Origin of the sequence: Pseudomonas rhizophila (assembly GCF_003033885.1) — a bacterium.
Taxonomy (GTDB): domain Bacteria; phylum Pseudomonadota; class Gammaproteobacteria; order Pseudomonadales; family Pseudomonadaceae; genus Aquipseudomonas; species Aquipseudomonas rhizophila.
The window spans coordinates 3374051-3388955 of record NZ_CP024081.1 but is presented as its reverse complement, the minus strand read 5'-3'; the positions used below and the strand labels follow the sequence as shown (position 1 = coordinate 3388955).

The following is a 14905-nucleotide window of genomic DNA, read 5'->3' as shown; positions in this document are numbered from 1 at the left end:
ACCGGGCGATGATTCGCGCAACCTGTCGCGCCATTGCCACTTGCCCGCGCGGAACAACCCATGACACCCAATGCCGAGTTCTACAAACCCAGCACCGAATACGCTGACAAACTGATCAGCCAGATCGGCCAGACCCCGGCCTGGATCGCCAAGCGAATCGGCGTCACCGACAAGCGGATTCGCTACATCCTCGACGGCGAACGCACCGTCAAGGGCGAAACCACGCCGATACAGATGACCTACACCGAACAGTTCGCCCTCGAATGCCTGGCCGCTGCGGCCAAGGCCAGCAAGAAACAACCCCCGGCACCCAAGGAGTGACCATGGCGGCAACCGAACAGCAACACGAACGAGCGCTGGAAAAATTTCTCGATGCACGCCCCGACCTGCGCGTCGAGCTGGACAACCTCAACCCGCTGTTGGCCCAGGCCAAGGGCGAAACCGCCGCGCAATATCGCGCCGAGCGCTTGCATGAAGCATTCGAAGCCGAGGCTGAGCACCAGGGCCTGTTCGCTTGGGAACTGACCCTGCAACTGACCGCCACCTCGCCCCAGGACTATGAAAACCAGCGCATGGAAGTCCACAAGGAGGTGGCGCAGATGGCGGGGATGGAGTGGGCGGAGTATTGCGAGTTGAATGGTCTCAAAAACCAAGGCTGAGCACTTCCTGTGGCAGTCGCCCCTTTCCTGGCAATCGCCCCCCCGTCCATAAAGCTTTATCATGGCCACAGTTTTGCTGATCGGGTCTGTCATGAAGTTTGCCATCGCGTTGTTTTCCGCCGCCCATGCGCCCTCCTCGCGCCGCGCCCTGTTGTTTGCCCAGGCCGCGCTGGCCGGTGGGCATGAAATCGTGCGGCTGTTCTTCTATCAGGATGGCGTCTATAACGCTGCCGACAGCCTCGTAACGCCCCAGGATGAACAAGATCTGCCCCGACAGTGGCGCGCCTTTGTCAGCGACAACCAGCTCGACGGCGTGGTTTGCATCGCAGCGGCGTTGCGCCGTGGCGTGCTGAACGATGAAGAGGCCCAGCGCTACCAGCGTTCGGCGGTCAGCGTCAGTGCGCCCTGGGCCTTGTCCGGCCTGGGCCAGTTGCATGATGCGATCCAGGACGCCGACCGCTTGATCTGTTTTGGAGGCGCGTAATGGCCAAATCCTTGTTACTCATCAGCCGCCAGGCTCCCTGGTCGGGCCCCGGGGCCCGGGAAGCGCTGGACATCGTGCTGGCCGGCGGCGCGTTCGACCTGCCCATCGGCCTGCTGTTCCTCGACGACGGCGTCTTTCAGCTCGCCAACGGCCAGAACGCCAAGGCGCTCCAGCAAAAGGACCTGAGCGCGAACTTGCAGGCGTTGCCCATGTTTGGCGTCGAGGACCTCTACGTCTGCGCCGACAGTGCCGCCGAACGTGGCGTCGCAACCGCTGCCCTGGCGCTGGACGAGCTGAAAATACTCAGCGCGCCGCAGATCGCCGAGCTCATTGATCGTTATGACCAGGTGATCACCCTCTGATGTCGACTTTGCATGTGTTGTCTCATTCCCCCTTCGGCGATAGCCGCTTCGCCAGTTGCCTGCGGGTACTGGGCGAGCAGGACGCACTGCTGCTGTGCGGCGACGCGACATACGCCTTGCGAGCCGCCACGGTGCCGTTTGCAGAACTGCAGCGCAGAGGCCTGAAGCTTTTCGTGCTTGGCGAAGACGCACAAGCCCGGGCCCTGGACATTCCGCAATGGGCCGAGGCCATCGACTACCCGGCGTTCGTCGCGCTGTCGCTCCACCATGACAAGGTCAACACCTGGTTATGAACGTGCTGAACGTGGGCCAACGCGCCATTGCGCTGGACAAGGACGGCTACCTGGCCGATCTCAATGACTGGTCGGCCGAAGTCGCCACAGCCCTGGCGGCCGCCGAAGACATCCAGTTGAGCCCCGAACACTGGGAAGTCCTCGAACTGCTGCGCGGCTTCTACGACGAATTCCAGCTCTCCCCCGCGACCCGGCCGCTGATCAAGTACACGGCGCTGAAACTGGGCACCGACAAGGGCAACAGCCTGCACCTGAACCGATTGTTCAAAGGCACCCCCGCCAAACTCGCCGCCAAGCTGGCGGGCCTGCCCAAACCGACGAACTGCTTATGACCGACTTCCCATCGCTGACCCTTGAAACCCCGGCCGAACATCCGTTCGCCCAATTCGTGCGCATCCTCGGCAAAGGCAAGCGCGGCGCCCGTGACCTGACCCGCGAAGAAGCGCGGCAAGCCATGGGCATGGTGCTGGACGAGCAGGTTGAGGACACCCAACTCGGCGCCTTCCTGATGCTATTGCGGCACAAGGAAGAAAGCTCCGAAGAAATGGCCGGTTTCACCCAAGCCTTGCGTGAGCGCCTGCAGACCCCGGCGTTGGCGGTGGATCTGGACTGGCCGACCTACGCCGGCAAGAAGCGTCATTTACCGTGGTACCTGCTGGCGGCCAAATGCCTCGGGCAGAACGGTGTGCGGATTTTCATGCATGGCGGCGGCGCGCATACGGCGGGCCGGCTCTACACCGAGCAACTGCTTGGCTTCCTGAACATCCCTCTGTGCCGCGACTGGCAGCAAGTTGGCGCAGCGCTGGACGACGGTGGCCTGGCCTTCATGCCATTGGTGGACTGGGCACCGCAGATGCAACGGATGATCGACCTGCGCAACACCCTGGGCTTGCGTTCGCCGATCCATTCCCTGGCGCGGATCCTCAACCCCCTGGGCGCCCGTTGCGGGCTGCAAAGCATTTTCCATCCGGGCTACCAGGCGGTCCACCGCGATGCCAGCGGTTTGCTGGGAGACACCACCATCGTGATCAAGGGCGACGGTGGCGAGGTCGAGATCAACCCGGACGCCGACAGCCACCTGTATGGCACCCGCGACGGTGTGAGCTGGGATGAGGAATGGCCGCGACTGGCCGAACAGCGCCACGTCAAACCGCAAAGCCTCGACCCTGAGCACCTCAAAGCCATCTGGCGAGGCGATGTGGAAGACAGCTACCCGCAACTGGCGCTGATCGCCACCATGGCCCTGGCCTTGCGCGGCCTGGGTCTGGCTCGGGAAGACGCGTTAGAGCAAGCCCGCCAATACTGGGCCGCGCGGGATCGATCGATTTAACCGATCATCAACGCCCAACCTTTGCGCTTTTTGTTCGAACCTATGGGAATAGACTCCTCTCCAACGTTTATTGGTAGAGGAGATCGAGATGGGTTTGTTAGTCGAAGGTCGCTGGCAGGACCAGTGGTATGAAAGCAAAGACGGCACCTTCCAGCGTGAACAGGCGCAACGCCGCCATTGGATCACCGCCGACGGCAGCGCCGGCCCCACGGGCGACAGCGGATTTGCCGCCGAGTCCGGGCGCTACCATTTGTATGTATCCCTGGCCTGCCCCTGGGCCCACCGGACGCTGATCTATCGCAAGCTCAAAGGCCTGCAAGACCTGATCGATGTCTCGGTGGTCAGCTACCTGATGCTGGAAAACGGCTGGACCTTCGACAAGCGCCATGGCTCCACTGGCGACAAACTCGATCACCTGGATTTCCTGCACCAGCGCTACACCGCCGATACGCCGCACTACACCGGTCGCGTCACCGTGCCAGCGCTGTGGGACAAACGGCAACAACGCATCGTCAACAACGAATCAGCGGAAATCATCCGCATGTTCAACAGCGCCTTCGACGGCTTGACCGGAAACGACCTGGACCTCTACCCCGAGCACCTGCGCAACGATATCGATGCATTGAACGAACGCATTTATCCGGCAGTGAACAATGGCGTGTACCGCGCCGGGTTCGCCACCACTCAGGCGGCCTACGAAGAAGCGTTCGATGGTTTGTTCACTGAGCTGGACCGCTTGGAAGCATTGCTGCAAACCCGACGCTACCTGGCCGGTGAATACCTGACCGAAGCCGATATCCGCCTGTTCACCACCATCATCCGCTTTGACGCGGTGTATTTCGGCCATTTCAAATGCAACCTGCGGCGCATTGCGGATTATCCGAACCTGTCGAACTGGTTGCGGGAGTTGTACCAGTGGCCGGGGATTGCCGAGACTGTGGACTTCACCCATATCCAGCGCCATTACTACGGCAGCCACAAGACCATCAACCCCAACGGAATCGTGCCCAAGGGGCCGGAGCAGGACTTCAGGGTTGCCCATGATCGGGAGCGGTTGAGTGGGAAAGGGATTTGGCGGGGGGTTGAGAACTGATCCAGGATCTTTGTTGATTCTGAAGGCCAATCGCGAGCAGGCTCGCTCCCATATGTGATCGTTGTTCAACCATGAATCTGCGGTTGTACACGATCACGGTGGGAGCGAGCCTGCTCGCGATTGGAGCGACACGGTCTGTCTAGACCTGCCCCTGAGCCCCTTCAAACCACGCCAGTTTCTCGCGCAGTTGCACCACTTCCCCAACGATCACCAGGGTCGGTGCATGAACCTCATGCTCAGCCACCAGTTTCGGCAAATCTGCCAAGGTGCCGGTAAACACCCGCTGGTTGGAGGTGGTGCCCTGCTGGATCAGCGCCGCCGGTGTGTCCGCCGCGCGACCGTGCTTGATCAACTCGTCGCAGATGATCGGCAGCCCCACCAACCCCATGTAGAACACCAACGTCTGCGCCGGCGACACCAAGTCCGCCCACGGCAAGTCACTGGTGCCGTCCTTCAGATGACCGGTGATGAATCGCACCGACTGGGCATAATCGCGATGGGTCAGCGGGATCCCGGCGTAGGCCGCGCAGCCGCTGGCGGCGGTGATGCCCGGAACCACCTGGAACGGGATGCCATGGGCCGCCAGTTCTTCGATTTCTTCACCGCCACGGCCAAAGATGAACGGATCACCGCCCTTCAATCGCACCACACGTTTGCCTTGCCGGGCCAGATCGACCAATTGCTGGTTGATCTGCTCCTGGGGCACCGCGTGCTCTGAGCGACGCTTGCCGACGTAGATCCGCTCGGCGTCACGCCGGCACAGCTCAAGGATCGCCGGAGCCACCAGACGGTCGTAAAGCACCACGTCCGCCTGCTGCATCAGACGCAAGGCACGGAAGGTCAGCAGGTCCGGATCACCAGGGCCAGCGCCCACCAGATAGACTTCACCCGGTGCATTCGGCGCCTGGCCTGCAATCTTTTCACGCAACAGGCGCTCGGCCTCGGCGCCCTGCCCGGCCAACTGTCGATCAGCGATCGGCCCCTGGAACACCTCTTCCCAGAACGCCCGGCGTTGCTGCACATCCGGGAACAGCCCTTTGACCTGGCTGCGAAAACGCGCCGCCAGCCCGGCCAGTTGTCCGTAGGTCGAAGGAATCCAGGTTTCCAGCTTGGCCCGGATCAACCGCGCCAGCACCGGCGCATCGCCGCCGCTGGACACCGCGATCACCAGCGGCGAGCGGTCGACAATCGCCGGGAAGATCACGCTGCACAGGGCCGGCGCATCCACCACGTTGACCGGCACGCAACGCTTGTGGGCGTCGGCCGACACCTGGGCGTTGAGCGATTCGTCGTCGGTGGCGGCGATGATCAGGCCACAGCCGTCCAGGTCCGCTTCCACGTAGCCACGCAGGATGCATTCACCGCCGCTGCCACTGACCAGTTCCCGCAACTGCGGTTCGATATCGGGTGCGACCACCCGCAACAACGCGCCGGCATCGGCCAGCAGGCGAGACTTGCGCAAGGCAATCTCTCCGCCGCCGACCACCAGCACGCGGCTGCCGCGCAGGTTGTGGAACAGTGGCAAATAGTCCATTTAGCCGATGACCTCGATGCCGCCCATGTAGGGCTTCAACACCTCGGGCACACGGATCGAACCGTCGGCCTGCTGGTAGTTTTCCAGTACCGCCACCAGGGTGCGGCCCACGGCCAGGCCGGAGCCATTGAGAGTGTGGACCAGTTCCGGCTTGCCGGTTTCCGGGTTGCGGAAACGCGCCTGCATGCGGCGGGCCTGGAAATCGCCACAGTTGGAGCACGAAGAAATCTCGCGGTACTTGTCCTGGCTCGGGATCCAGACTTCCAGGTCGTAAGTCTTCACCGCACTGAAGCCCATGTCGCCGGTGCACAGCGCCAGGGTGCGATATGGCAGCTCCAGCAGTTGCAAGACTTTCTCGGCGTTGGCGGTCAGGCTTTCCAGCGCTTGCATGGACACCGAGGGCTCGACGATCTGCACCATCTCGACCTTGTCGAACTGATGCTGACGGATCATGCCCCGGGTATCACGGCCCGATGCCCCGGCTTCACTGCGGAAACACGGTGTGTGGGCGACGAACTTGATGGGCAGTTGCTTGGCGTCGACGATCTCGCCAGCGACGATGTTGGTCAGCGACACTTCGGCGGTAGGGATCAGGTACAGGTCGGCCTCGCCTTCGCGGCTGATCTTGAACAGGTCTTCCTCGAACTTCGGCAACTGGCCAGTGCCCTGCAAGGCTGGCGCCTGAACCAGGTAAGGCGTGTAGGCTTCTTCGTAGCCGTGCTCGGTGACGTGCAGGTTGATCATGAACTGCGCCAGGGCGCGATGCAGACGGGCAATCGGCCCGCGCAACAAGGCAAAACGGGCGCCCGACAGCTTGGCGGCGGTTTCGAAATCGAGCCAGCCGAACTTCTCGCCCAGGGCGACGTGATCCTGCACCGGGAAATCGAAGACTTTGGGCGTGCCCCAACGGCGCACTTCGACGTTGCCGTCTTCGTCTTCACCGACCGGGACCGATTCATGCGGCAGGTTGGGGATACCCAGCAGGATCGAATCCAGTTCGGTCTGGATCGCGTCCAGCTCGACCTTGCCGGCACTCAACTCACCCGCCATGCGCTCGACATCGGCCATCAGCGGTGCGATGTCTTCGCCGCGCTGCTTGGCCTGACCGATGGATTTGGAGCGCGCGTTACGTTCAGCCTGCAGGGCTTCGGTGCGGGTCTGGACGGTCTTGCGCTGTTCTTCCAGCGCTTCGATGCGCGCGACGTCCAGGGCGAAGCCACGGGATGCCAGGCGGTCCGCTACGTCCTGAAGGTTGCTACGTAACAGTTTGGAATCGAGCATGTCGGTCTCTCGTTATCAAAGTTTGGTCAGGGACAGGCCAGCCCAGGTGGCGAGCAGCCCGCCGAATACGCTGATAGCCGCGTAGCCCAGGGCCAGCGGCACCTGCCCGCTTTCCAGCAGGCGCACCGTATCCAGTGAAAAGGATGAAAAAGTCGTCAGGCCGCCAAGAAAGCCGACCAACAGCCCCGCGCGCACCTCGATGGGCACCTCGGGGCGAATCAAAAACAGACCGTATAGAACGCCGATCAGCAGACAGCCCACGATATTAACGGCCAGCGTGGCGGTATAGAAGTGCCGCGGCCAATTTGCGTTGACCCAATTGCCAGTCGCAAAGCGCAACAACGTGCCGGCAACGCCACCAGCGGAGACTGCGAGGATCAAGGGGATCAAGGTTTTCTCCGCTGCCTTGGACTCAGACGGTCCAGTTGTGCCAAATGATTGAGTTTCTCGCCGATCTTCAGTTCAAGGCCACGGGGCACCGGCTGATAGAACGGCTGGGGTTCGAGTTCTTCGGGAAAATAGTCTTCACCGGCGGCATAGGCGTCCGGTTCGTCGTGAGCGTAACGGTATTCATCGCCATAGCCCAATTGCTTCATCAGTTTGGTCGGCGCGTTGCGCAGGTGCAGCGGCACTTCCAGGGAGCCATGCTCGGTGGCGCTGCGCATCGCGGCCTTGAAGCCCATGTACACCGCATTGCTCTTTGGCGCGCAAGCCAGGTAGGTGATGGCCTGGGCCACGGCGAGTTCGCCTTCCGGGCTGCCGAGGCGCTCCTGCACATCCCAGGCGGCCAGGCACAGGCTCAGGGCGCGGGGATCGGCATTGCCGATGTCTTCGCTGGCCATGCGTACCACTCGACGCGCCAGGTACAGCGGATCGCAGCCGCCGTCGATCATGCGCGCAAACCAGTACAAGGCCGCGTCGGGGTTGGAGCCACGGATGGATTTGTGCAGCGCCGAAATCTGGTCGTAGAACGCCTCACCGCCCTTGTCGAAGCGTCTACGGGTATCGCCCAACAGGCTTTGCAGCAGTTCGACGCCAATCTCGCTGTTGTCTTCGGCCAGGTCCGAGGCGTTTTCCAGCAGGTTGAGCAAGCGCCGGCCATCGCCATCGGCGGCCGAAAACAGGATCTGGAAGCCTTCGTCGCTGAGGCTCAACTGGCGTTTGCCCAGGCCGCGTTCCTCGGTCAGCGCCCGGTGCACCAACTTGCGCATCGCCGCCTCGTCGAGGCTCTTGAGCACATAGACCCGCGCCCGGGACAGCAAGGCGTTATTGAGTTCGAACGAAGGGTTTTCGGTGGTCGCGCCAATGAAGATCAGCGTCCCGTCTTCGACGTAGGGCAGGAACGCGTCCTGCTGCGACTTGTTGAAACGGTGCACTTCATCGACAAACAGGATGGTGCGCTTGCCGTATTGCCCGGCCTGCTGCTTGGCGACTTCCACCGCCTGGCGGATTTCCTTGACCCCGGCCAGCACCGCCGAAACCGTTTCGAAATGGGCATCCGAGACTTCGGCCAGCAACCGCGCCAGGGTGGTCTTGCCCACGCCCGGCGGGCCCCAGAAAATCATCGAGTGCAACACACCCTGCTCCAAGGCCTCGCGCAGAGGCTTGCCGCGGGCGAGCACATGTTCCTGGCCGACGTACTCATCCAGGTTGGTCGCGCGCAGGCGGGCGGCCAATGGCTGGGCAATCGGGGCGCTTCGAAACAGGTCCATCACTACTTATGCAACCTCCGCTGGGTCCTGGTGCCGATCCTCTCTACCGGAGCAGATCTGTGGGAGCATCTGTGGGAGCAAGGCTTGCCCGCGATACAGACACCTCGGTGCGTCTGGTAGACCGAGGCGATGCAATCGCGGGCAAGCCTTGCTCCCACAAGCCTTGCTCCCACAGGCCATTTCCGACAGGGGCTTTATGTTTACTCCTGGATCACGTCCGCACCCTTGGGGATGTCGAACTTGAACTTGGACGCAGCGATCGGCTCGTTGGCCTTGACCCCGGTGAACAGGATATTGGTGCGCTGACCGACACTGTCGATCAGTTGCATGTCGTTGACCAGACCGTTGCGAAAGGACAGGCGCAGGCTGTCGAACAGGCTGTCCCGGGTCTTGGGCTTGAGGGTGAAGTCAATCACGCCACCGGCCTCTTTGGAGCTTATGTCGAAACTCTGGCTGATCTTGGAAACATCGCCGGAGAGCAGCAACGCCGGCGTCTGGGTCAGGCGCTGATCCAGGGTCTTGATGGTGACCTGTTCCAGGTCCGGGTCCCACAGCGAGACTTTCTTGCCATCGGAAACCATCAGTTGTTCAGCCGGTGCATCGGTGTGCCAATAGAACAGGCCCGGACGCTGCAAGGCCATCTCACCGGCGGTTTCCTGCAACTGGGTACCACTGCCGTCGAGGGTCAGTTGGGAGAAGCGAGCGGTCAGGGTCTGGGAACGTTCCAGCAACTGGGTCAGGCGGGCCACGTCCTTTTCATCGGCATGGGCCGACAAGGTGGTCAGGGCCAGTACGGGCAACAGCAACATGCGAATCAGGCGCATGGGAGTCCTCTTGAAGTCGTGGGAGGTCGAGCGGCGTGTCGCCAGGCCGCTCAGGTCATTAATCGCGCATCGGGCCCGGCGCCAGTACTTCGCGCGAGCCGTTGGTGTTCATCGCCGTCACGACCCCGGCCATTTCCATGGCCTCGATCATGCGTGCGGCACGGTTGTAGCCGATCTTGAGCTTGCGCTGAACGGCGGAAATCGAGGCCCGGCGGCTTTCCAGGACAAACTGCACCGCTTCGTCATAGAGCGCATCGGTTTCGGCATCGTCATCGCCACCACCGCTGCTGCCCTCAAAGCCGCTGCCGGCCTCCTCGACACCATTGAGGATGTCGTCGTTGTATTCAGGGGCGCCACGCAGTTTCCAGGCTTCAACGACCCGGTGCACTTCATCGTCGGACACGAACGCACCGTGCACACGAATCGGCAGGCTGGTGCCCGGCGGCATGTAGAGCATGTCACCGTGGCCCAGCAACTGCTCGGCGCCACCCTGGTCGATGATGGTCCGCGAGTCGATCTTGCTCGACACCTGGAACGCCATGCGGGTCGGAATGTTGGCCTTGATCAGGCCGGTGATCACGTCCACCGACGGCCGCTGCGTCGCGAGAATCAGGTGGATACCAGCGGCACGGGCCTTCTGGGCGATCCGGGCGATCAGTTCTTCGACCTTTTTGCCGACGATCATCATCATGTCGGCGAATTCGTCCACCACCACCACGATGGTCGGCAGCTTGTGCAGCAGCGGCGCTTCGTCGTGGATGTTCTCGCGGTGGTACAGCGGGTCGCTCAACGGCGTACCGGCCTCTTCGGCCTCCTTGACCTTGGCATTGAAGCCCGACAGGTTACGCACGCCCATCTTTGCCATCAGCTTGTAGCGGCGCTCCATCTCGGCAACGCTCCAGCGCAGGGCGTTGGCGGCGTCCTTCATGTCGGTCACCACCGGGCACAGCAGGTGCGGAATGCCTTCATAGATCGACAGCTCGAGCATTTTCGGGTCGATCATGATCAGCTTGGCGTCTTCCGGGCCGGACTTGAACAGGATCGACAGGATCATCGCGTTCACACCCACCGACTTACCGGAACCGGTGGTACCGGCCACCAGCAGGTGCGGCATTTTCGCCAGGTCAGTGATGACAGGCTTGCCGCCGATGTCATGGCCCAGGGCCAGGGTGACCGGCGACTTGTGGTTGTCGTATTCAGGGGTGGAGAGCACTTCGGAGAAGCGCACGATCTGCCGGTCTTCGTTGGGAATCTCGATGCCCACGGTGGTCTTGCCGGGAATCACTTCCACTACCCGCACGCTGGTCACGGCCAGAGAACGTGCCAGGTCCTTGGCCAGGTTGGCGATACGGCTGACCTTCACGCCGGCGGCCGGCTGGATTTCGTAACGGGTAATCACCGGGCCCGGGTGGATCGAATCCACCGAAACCTCGACGCCGAACTCCTTGAGCTTGATTTCCAGCAGGTGACCGACGGCCGCCAGGGATTCGGGGGAATAGTTGAGCTGTTTCTTTTCGGCCGGATCCAGGATCGAGATCGGCGGCAAGGTGCCTTCCACTGCACTGTCGACGAACAGCGGCGCCTGTTTCTCTTTCTGCACGCGCTTGCTCTGCTCCGGCGCCTTGGCCGGAGCCATGGTGATGACCGGCGGCACCTGTTTCTCGCGCTCGGACATGTGCTTGCTCAGGGCCTGTTCACGTTCGATCAGGCGTTCCTTGACCTTGGCCTGCTCGCGCTTGTCCGTGACGGTCGGGGCCACCACGTCGTGGACGCGGTCATCCACCTCGCGCAGTTGCGCCACCAGTTGCTTGCGCTCGGTGCGCGCCGCCCACCAGCGATTCATCGCTCCCTGGATCAGCTCGATCAGGTCCAGGGTGATCTTGCCGGTGACATCCATCACCTTGAACCATGACAAATCGGTGAACACCGTCAGGCCGAACAGGAACAGGGCGATGAACAGCAGCGTACTGCCCTGGATGTTCAGGGCGTTTTTGGCCAGCTCGCCAAGACTTTCCCCCAGCGCACCGCCCGCTCCGGCCGGCAGGCCGGTGGGTGCGTGAAAATGGATATGGGCCAGCGCGGCGCCCGACAGCACCAGGAACACCAGGCCGATCAGGCGCCAGGAAAACAGCCAGCCACTCCACTGCCAGGGCTCGTGGCGTTGACGGAAAATCTGATAGGCCTTGATCGCCAGCAAAAGCGGAAAGATGTAGGCGAAATAGCCCAGCACCATGAACAGGATGTCAGCGCTGTAGGAACCGGCCGGACCGCCGAAATTCTGCACATCGTCGATCTTGCTGTTGTGGCTCCAGCCCGGATCGTCCTTGCCATAGGTCAGCAAGGCCATCATCAGGAACAGGCACAAGGCGCCGATGGCGATCAACGCACCTTCCTTGAGCCGGTAGTGCAATTGCTGGCGCCAGAGCGGAACGACTGTTTTAGGTGCTGCGGTGGATTTCTTCAAAACGCTTCTTTTCCTGCGCCAAAGGCGCGTCCATCTGTTGAATGACTATAAAAAACTGCTCATCACGAGCAGGCAAAAAAGTGAATGTGCACAACCGGTACTACTTTTACCACTGTGACGTGCATCCAGAAAACCGCAGGTGTTGCCGAAGATTTTGATCTTTTGCCTCTCCTGCGTTCAAAACTCAAGCATTGTACGGGTTTGTCAGCCCCAAGGCATTGCCCGCACGATGGGCTACAGCATAGCCAAAAACCAGCTGTGTTGGCGTCAATTGGAGCATGCATTCTCTTTCGTGACAAAGGCTTATGAGGTGTTTTTATGAGCGAAGTGAAGCATTCACGCCTGATCATTCTCGGTTCCGGCCCTGCGGGATACAGCGCCGCTGTCTATGCCGCCCGTGCCAACCTCAAACCCGTTGTCATTACTGGCCTGCAGGCCGGTGGCCAGCTCACTACCACCGTCGAAGTCGACAACTGGCCCGGCGATGTCACGGACTTGACCGGTCCGGTGCTGATGGAACGCATGCAACGCCACGCCGAGCGCTTCGACACGCAGATCGTCTACGACCATATCCACACCGCCAAGTTGCAACAGCGCCCTTTCGAACTCATCGGCGACAGCGGCACCTACACCTGCGACGCGCTGATCATCGCCACCGGCGCTTCAGCCCAATACCTGGGCCTGGCCTCAGAGCAGACCTTCGCCGGCAGGGGCGTTTCCGCCTGCGCAACCTGCGACGGATTCTTTTACCGCAATCAGGTAGTGGCGGTGGTCGGTGGTGGCAATACGGCGGTTGAGGAGGCTTTGTACCTGTCCAACATCGCCCGCGAGGTACACCTGATTCACCGCCGGGACAAACTGCGCGCAGAGAAAATACTGCAGGACAAGCTGTTCGAAAAAGCCCGCCACGGCAATGTGAAACTGCACTGGAAGCAGAATCTGGATGAAGTGCTGGGTGACGCCAGCGGCGTCACCGGCGCGCGTCTGCGCCAAAGTGAGACCGGCCAGACCAGCACCTTGTCCCTGGCCGGCGTGTTTATCGCTATCGGCCATCAACCCAACACCGAGCTGTTCCAGGGCCAACTGACAATGCGCGACGGCTACCTGATCGTCCGCGGCGGCAGCGAGGGCAATGCCACTGCAACCGATATCGAAGGCGTGTTCGCCGCCGGCGACGTGGCCGATCACGTGTATCGACAGGCCATTACATCGGCCGGCGCCGGTTGCATGGCCGCACTCGACGCCGAGAAGTATCTCGATGACATTCCGGTGGTTTGACGGTTAACCTTTAGGCGGCCTCTTGTCTGCGCACAAGACCCGCCCTCCCCTTCTGCAAGCCCGGATGACCATGCTGACTTGGCTACAACGCAACACGTTCGATTTTCCGCCACTGGCCAAAGCCCTGAGCGACCCCAATGGCTTGCTGGCCGCCGGTGGCGACCTGTCCGCCGATCGGCTGATCCGGGCCTATCGCCACGGCTGTTTCCCGTGGTTCTCCGAAGGCCAGCCGATCTTGTGGTGGTCACCGGATCCACGCACCGTATTGTTTCCCGACGAACTGCATGTATCGCGCAGCCTCGGCAAGCTCCTGCGCAAGCAACGCTATGCCGTGACGTTCGACAAGGACTTTGCCGCTGTCATCGAGGCCTGCGCCGCGCCCCGGGACTATGCTGACGGCACCTGGATCACCGAGGCCATGCAAACCGCCTATCTGGAGCTGCATCGACGCGGTTTCGCCCATTCAGTGGAGGTATGGGACCAGGGTATATTGGTGGGCGGCCTGTATGGCCTGGCCATGGGGCAGCTGTTTTTTGGCGAGTCCATGTTCAGTCGGGCCGATAACGCCTCGAAATTCGGCTTCGCCACCCTGGTCCAACATCTCAAAGCGGCCGGTTTCGTGCTGATCGACTGCCAAATGCCCACCGAACACCTGCACAGCCTCGGCGCCCGGTCGATCCCAAGGGCTGAGTTTGCCGGCTACCTCAAGGCGCATCTGGACCAGCCCAACCACGCAACCTGGGTTTGCTGAGCGACAATGGCGCTCCTGGCTTACACTTAATCCAAAGCTTACTCCCGAGGGTTGATCATGACCGAGTTGGCGCGCTTGAAGTTCTATGCCACTCAACCCCACTCTTGCAGTTACCTGCCCGAGGAGCAGGCCACGACGCTGTTCCTCGACCCTAGCCAGCCCATGGATGTGCATGTCTACGCAGATCTGTCGGAGATGGGCTTCCGTCGCAGCGGCGATCATCTCTACCGGCCCCATTGCCAACATTGCAATGCGTGCGTGCCGGCGCGCATTCCCGTGGCTCAGTTTGTACCCAATCGCCAGCAGAAGCGGATTTTCAAGCGCAACGCCGACCTACAGGTCCGGCCAGCCAAGCCGCAGTTCAGCGAGGAGTATTTCGATCTGTACCAGCGCTACATCGAGCAGCGCCACGCCGACGGCGACATGTACCCGCCCAGTCGTGATCAGTTTTCGACCTTTCTGGTCCGCGACCTGCCCTTTTCCCGCTTCTATGAGTTCCGCCTCGAAGGGCGACTGGTGGCCATCGCCGTCACAGACCTGCTGCCCAACGGGCTTTCGGCGGTGTACACCTTCTATGAGCCCGACGAAGAACGGCGCAGTCTGGGGCGTTTTGCCATCCTCTGGCAGATCAACGAAGCCCGGCGCCTCGGGCTGGAAGCGGTGTACTTGGGCTACTGGATCAAAAACTGCAAAAAAATGAATTACAAGACCCAATATCGCCCCATCGAATTGCTGATTAACCAGAGATGGGTCGTCCTCAGTTAGAACCCCTTGGCTTAAACCCCCTTTTTCGGGCACAATGCACGCCGCTTTTGCCTGGCGCAGTTGCACCGGGCCATT

Annotated in this window: 17 protein-coding genes; 11 read left to right on the top strand and 6 right to left on the bottom strand. The window is 61.5% G+C overall.

Translation table 11 applies throughout. The features are described 5' to 3' along the window. The first annotated feature begins 60 nt into the window (after positions 1-60). The 8 genes from CRX69_RS15815 (at position 61) to CRX69_RS15780 (ending at position 4221) form a co-directional block, all read left to right on the top strand. Positions 61-321, top strand: coding sequence for a hypothetical protein (locus tag CRX69_RS15815; protein ID WP_047227706.1), 261 nt, complete (start codon positions 61-63; stop codon positions 319-321). 2 nt (positions 322-323) lie between these two features. Then, the gene (locus CRX69_RS15810; protein ID WP_076385463.1) at positions 324-659 is read left to right on the top strand and encodes a DUF6388 family protein; all 336 of its coding nucleotides are present in this window, start codon (positions 324-326) and stop codon (positions 657-659) included. 91 nt (positions 660-750) lie between these two features. Further along, a complete protein-coding gene (gene tusD, locus CRX69_RS15805) occupies positions 751-1143 on the top strand; it encodes a sulfurtransferase complex subunit TusD (RefSeq protein WP_047227753.1) in 393 nt (130 codons plus the stop codon). Beyond that, positions 1143-1505, top strand: a complete 363-nt coding sequence (gene tusC / locus CRX69_RS15800) for a sulfurtransferase complex subunit TusC (RefSeq protein WP_107322304.1) — start codon at positions 1143-1145, stop codon at positions 1503-1505. The genes tusD and tusC overlap by 1 nt, the downstream gene beginning before the upstream one ends. Then, positions 1505-1798 (top strand): sulfurtransferase complex subunit TusB, encoded by a 294-nt coding sequence (gene tusB, locus CRX69_RS15795; protein WP_107322303.1) that lies wholly within the window; start codon positions 1505-1507, stop codon positions 1796-1798. Before tusC ends, tusB begins: the two co-directional genes overlap by 1 nt. Continuing rightward, a complete protein-coding gene (locus tag CRX69_RS15790) occupies positions 1795-2130 on the top strand; it encodes a TusE/DsrC/DsvC family sulfur relay protein (protein WP_047227710.1) in 336 nt (111 codons plus the stop codon). Before tusB ends, CRX69_RS15790 begins: the two co-directional genes overlap by 4 nt. Continuing rightward, complete coding sequence (locus CRX69_RS15785) at positions 2127-3128, top strand: glycosyl transferase family protein (protein ID WP_107322302.1); 1002 nt, start codon at positions 2127-2129, stop codon at positions 3126-3128. The genes CRX69_RS15790 and CRX69_RS15785 overlap by 4 nt, the downstream gene beginning before the upstream one ends. A gap of 88 nt (positions 3129-3216) precedes the next feature. Next, positions 3217-4221, top strand: a complete 1005-nt coding sequence (locus CRX69_RS15780; RefSeq protein WP_047227712.1) for a glutathione S-transferase family protein — start codon at positions 3217-3219, stop codon at positions 4219-4221. Positions 4222-4360: 139 nt separating this feature from the next. Here the strand turns inward: CRX69_RS15780 and cysG are convergent, their stop codons facing one another. The 6 genes from cysG to CRX69_RS15750 all read right to left on the bottom strand — a co-directional run bounded on the left by cysG (position 4361) and on the right by CRX69_RS15750 (position 12036). Next, positions 4361-5755 carry a siroheme synthase CysG gene (gene cysG / locus CRX69_RS15775; RefSeq protein WP_076385475.1) on the bottom strand — a complete coding sequence of 465 codons (1395 nt, stop codon included), beginning with the start codon at positions 5753-5755 and terminating at the stop codon, positions 4361-4363. Next, positions 5756-7036: a serine--tRNA ligase gene (gene serS, locus CRX69_RS15770; RefSeq protein ID WP_047227714.1), complete on the bottom strand. Its 1281-nt coding sequence runs from the start codon at positions 7034-7036 to the stop codon at positions 5756-5758. Between the two features lie 15 nt (positions 7037-7051). Then, entirely contained in the window at positions 7052-7426 is a 375-nt protein-coding gene (gene crcB, locus CRX69_RS15765; protein ID WP_047227715.1) for a fluoride efflux transporter CrcB, read from the bottom strand. Further along, on the bottom strand, positions 7423-8748 hold the full coding sequence (locus CRX69_RS15760; RefSeq protein ID WP_107322301.1) for a replication-associated recombination protein A: 1326 nt from the start codon (positions 8746-8748) through the stop codon (positions 7423-7425). Before CRX69_RS15760 ends, crcB begins: the two co-directional genes overlap by 4 nt. A 200-nt stretch (positions 8749-8948) precedes the next feature. Continuing rightward, positions 8949-9572, bottom strand: a complete 624-nt coding sequence (gene lolA, locus CRX69_RS15755) for an outer membrane lipoprotein periplasmic chaperone LolA (protein ID WP_047227717.1) — start codon at positions 9570-9572, stop codon at positions 8949-8951. A 58-nt stretch (positions 9573-9630) separates the two neighbouring features. Continuing rightward, entirely contained in the window at positions 9631-12036 is a 2406-nt protein-coding gene (locus tag CRX69_RS15750; protein WP_076385477.1) for a DNA translocase FtsK, read from the bottom strand. Between the two features lie 318 nt (positions 12037-12354). Between CRX69_RS15750 and trxB the strand changes: the two genes are divergently transcribed. The 3 genes from trxB (at position 12355) to CRX69_RS15735 (ending at position 14830) form a co-directional block, all read left to right on the top strand. Beyond that, positions 12355-13314: a thioredoxin-disulfide reductase gene (gene trxB / locus CRX69_RS15745; RefSeq protein WP_107322300.1), complete on the top strand. Its 960-nt coding sequence runs from the start codon at positions 12355-12357 to the stop codon at positions 13312-13314. A gap of 70 nt (positions 13315-13384) precedes the next feature. After that, a complete protein-coding gene (aat, locus tag CRX69_RS15740) occupies positions 13385-14065 on the top strand; it encodes a leucyl/phenylalanyl-tRNA--protein transferase (RefSeq protein WP_047227754.1) in 681 nt (226 codons plus the stop codon). A gap of 57 nt (positions 14066-14122) precedes the next feature. Continuing rightward, positions 14123-14830, top strand: coding sequence for an arginyltransferase (locus CRX69_RS15735; RefSeq protein ID WP_047227720.1), 708 nt, complete (start codon positions 14123-14125; stop codon positions 14828-14830). Positions 14831-14905 lie beyond the last annotated feature (75 nt).

What these genes read in the sequence shown, in the direction of transcription:
- CRX69_RS15815 (WP_047227706.1), top strand. Translation starts at nt 61, where the DNA reads ATGACACCCAATGCCGAGTTCTACAAACCCAGCACCGAATACGCTGAC.
- CRX69_RS15810 (WP_076385463.1), top strand. Translation starts at nt 324, where the DNA reads ATGGCGGCAACCGAACAGCAACACGAACGAGCGCTGGAAAAATTTCTC.
- tusD (WP_047227753.1), top strand. Translation starts at nt 751, where the DNA reads ATGAAGTTTGCCATCGCGTTGTTTTCCGCCGCCCATGCGCCCTCCTCG.
- tusC (WP_107322304.1), top strand. Translation starts at nt 1,143, where the DNA reads ATGGCCAAATCCTTGTTACTCATCAGCCGCCAGGCTCCCTGGTCGGGC.
- tusB (WP_107322303.1), top strand. Translation starts at nt 1,505, where the DNA reads ATGTCGACTTTGCATGTGTTGTCTCATTCCCCCTTCGGCGATAGCCGC.
- CRX69_RS15790 (WP_047227710.1), top strand. Translation starts at nt 1,795, where the DNA reads ATGAACGTGCTGAACGTGGGCCAACGCGCCATTGCGCTGGACAAGGAC.
- CRX69_RS15785 (WP_107322302.1), top strand. Translation starts at nt 2,127, where the DNA reads ATGACCGACTTCCCATCGCTGACCCTTGAAACCCCGGCCGAACATCCG.
- CRX69_RS15780 (WP_047227712.1), top strand. Translation starts at nt 3,217, where the DNA reads ATGGGTTTGTTAGTCGAAGGTCGCTGGCAGGACCAGTGGTATGAAAGC.
- cysG (WP_076385475.1), bottom strand. Translation starts at nt 5,755, where the DNA reads ATGGACTATTTGCCACTGTTCCACAACCTGCGCGGCAGCCGCGTGCTG.
- serS (WP_047227714.1), bottom strand. Translation starts at nt 7,036, where the DNA reads ATGCTCGATTCCAAACTGTTACGTAGCAACCTTCAGGACGTAGCGGAC.
- CRX69_RS15760 (WP_107322301.1), bottom strand. Translation starts at nt 8,748, where the DNA reads ATGGACCTGTTTCGAAGCGCCCCGATTGCCCAGCCATTGGCCGCCCGC.
- lolA (WP_047227717.1), bottom strand. Translation starts at nt 9,572, where the DNA reads ATGCGCCTGATTCGCATGTTGCTGTTGCCCGTACTGGCCCTGACCACC.
- trxB (WP_107322300.1), top strand. Translation starts at nt 12,355, where the DNA reads ATGAGCGAAGTGAAGCATTCACGCCTGATCATTCTCGGTTCCGGCCCT.
- aat (WP_047227754.1), top strand. Translation starts at nt 13,385, where the DNA reads ATGCTGACTTGGCTACAACGCAACACGTTCGATTTTCCGCCACTGGCC.
- CRX69_RS15735 (WP_047227720.1), top strand. Translation starts at nt 14,123, where the DNA reads ATGACCGAGTTGGCGCGCTTGAAGTTCTATGCCACTCAACCCCACTCT.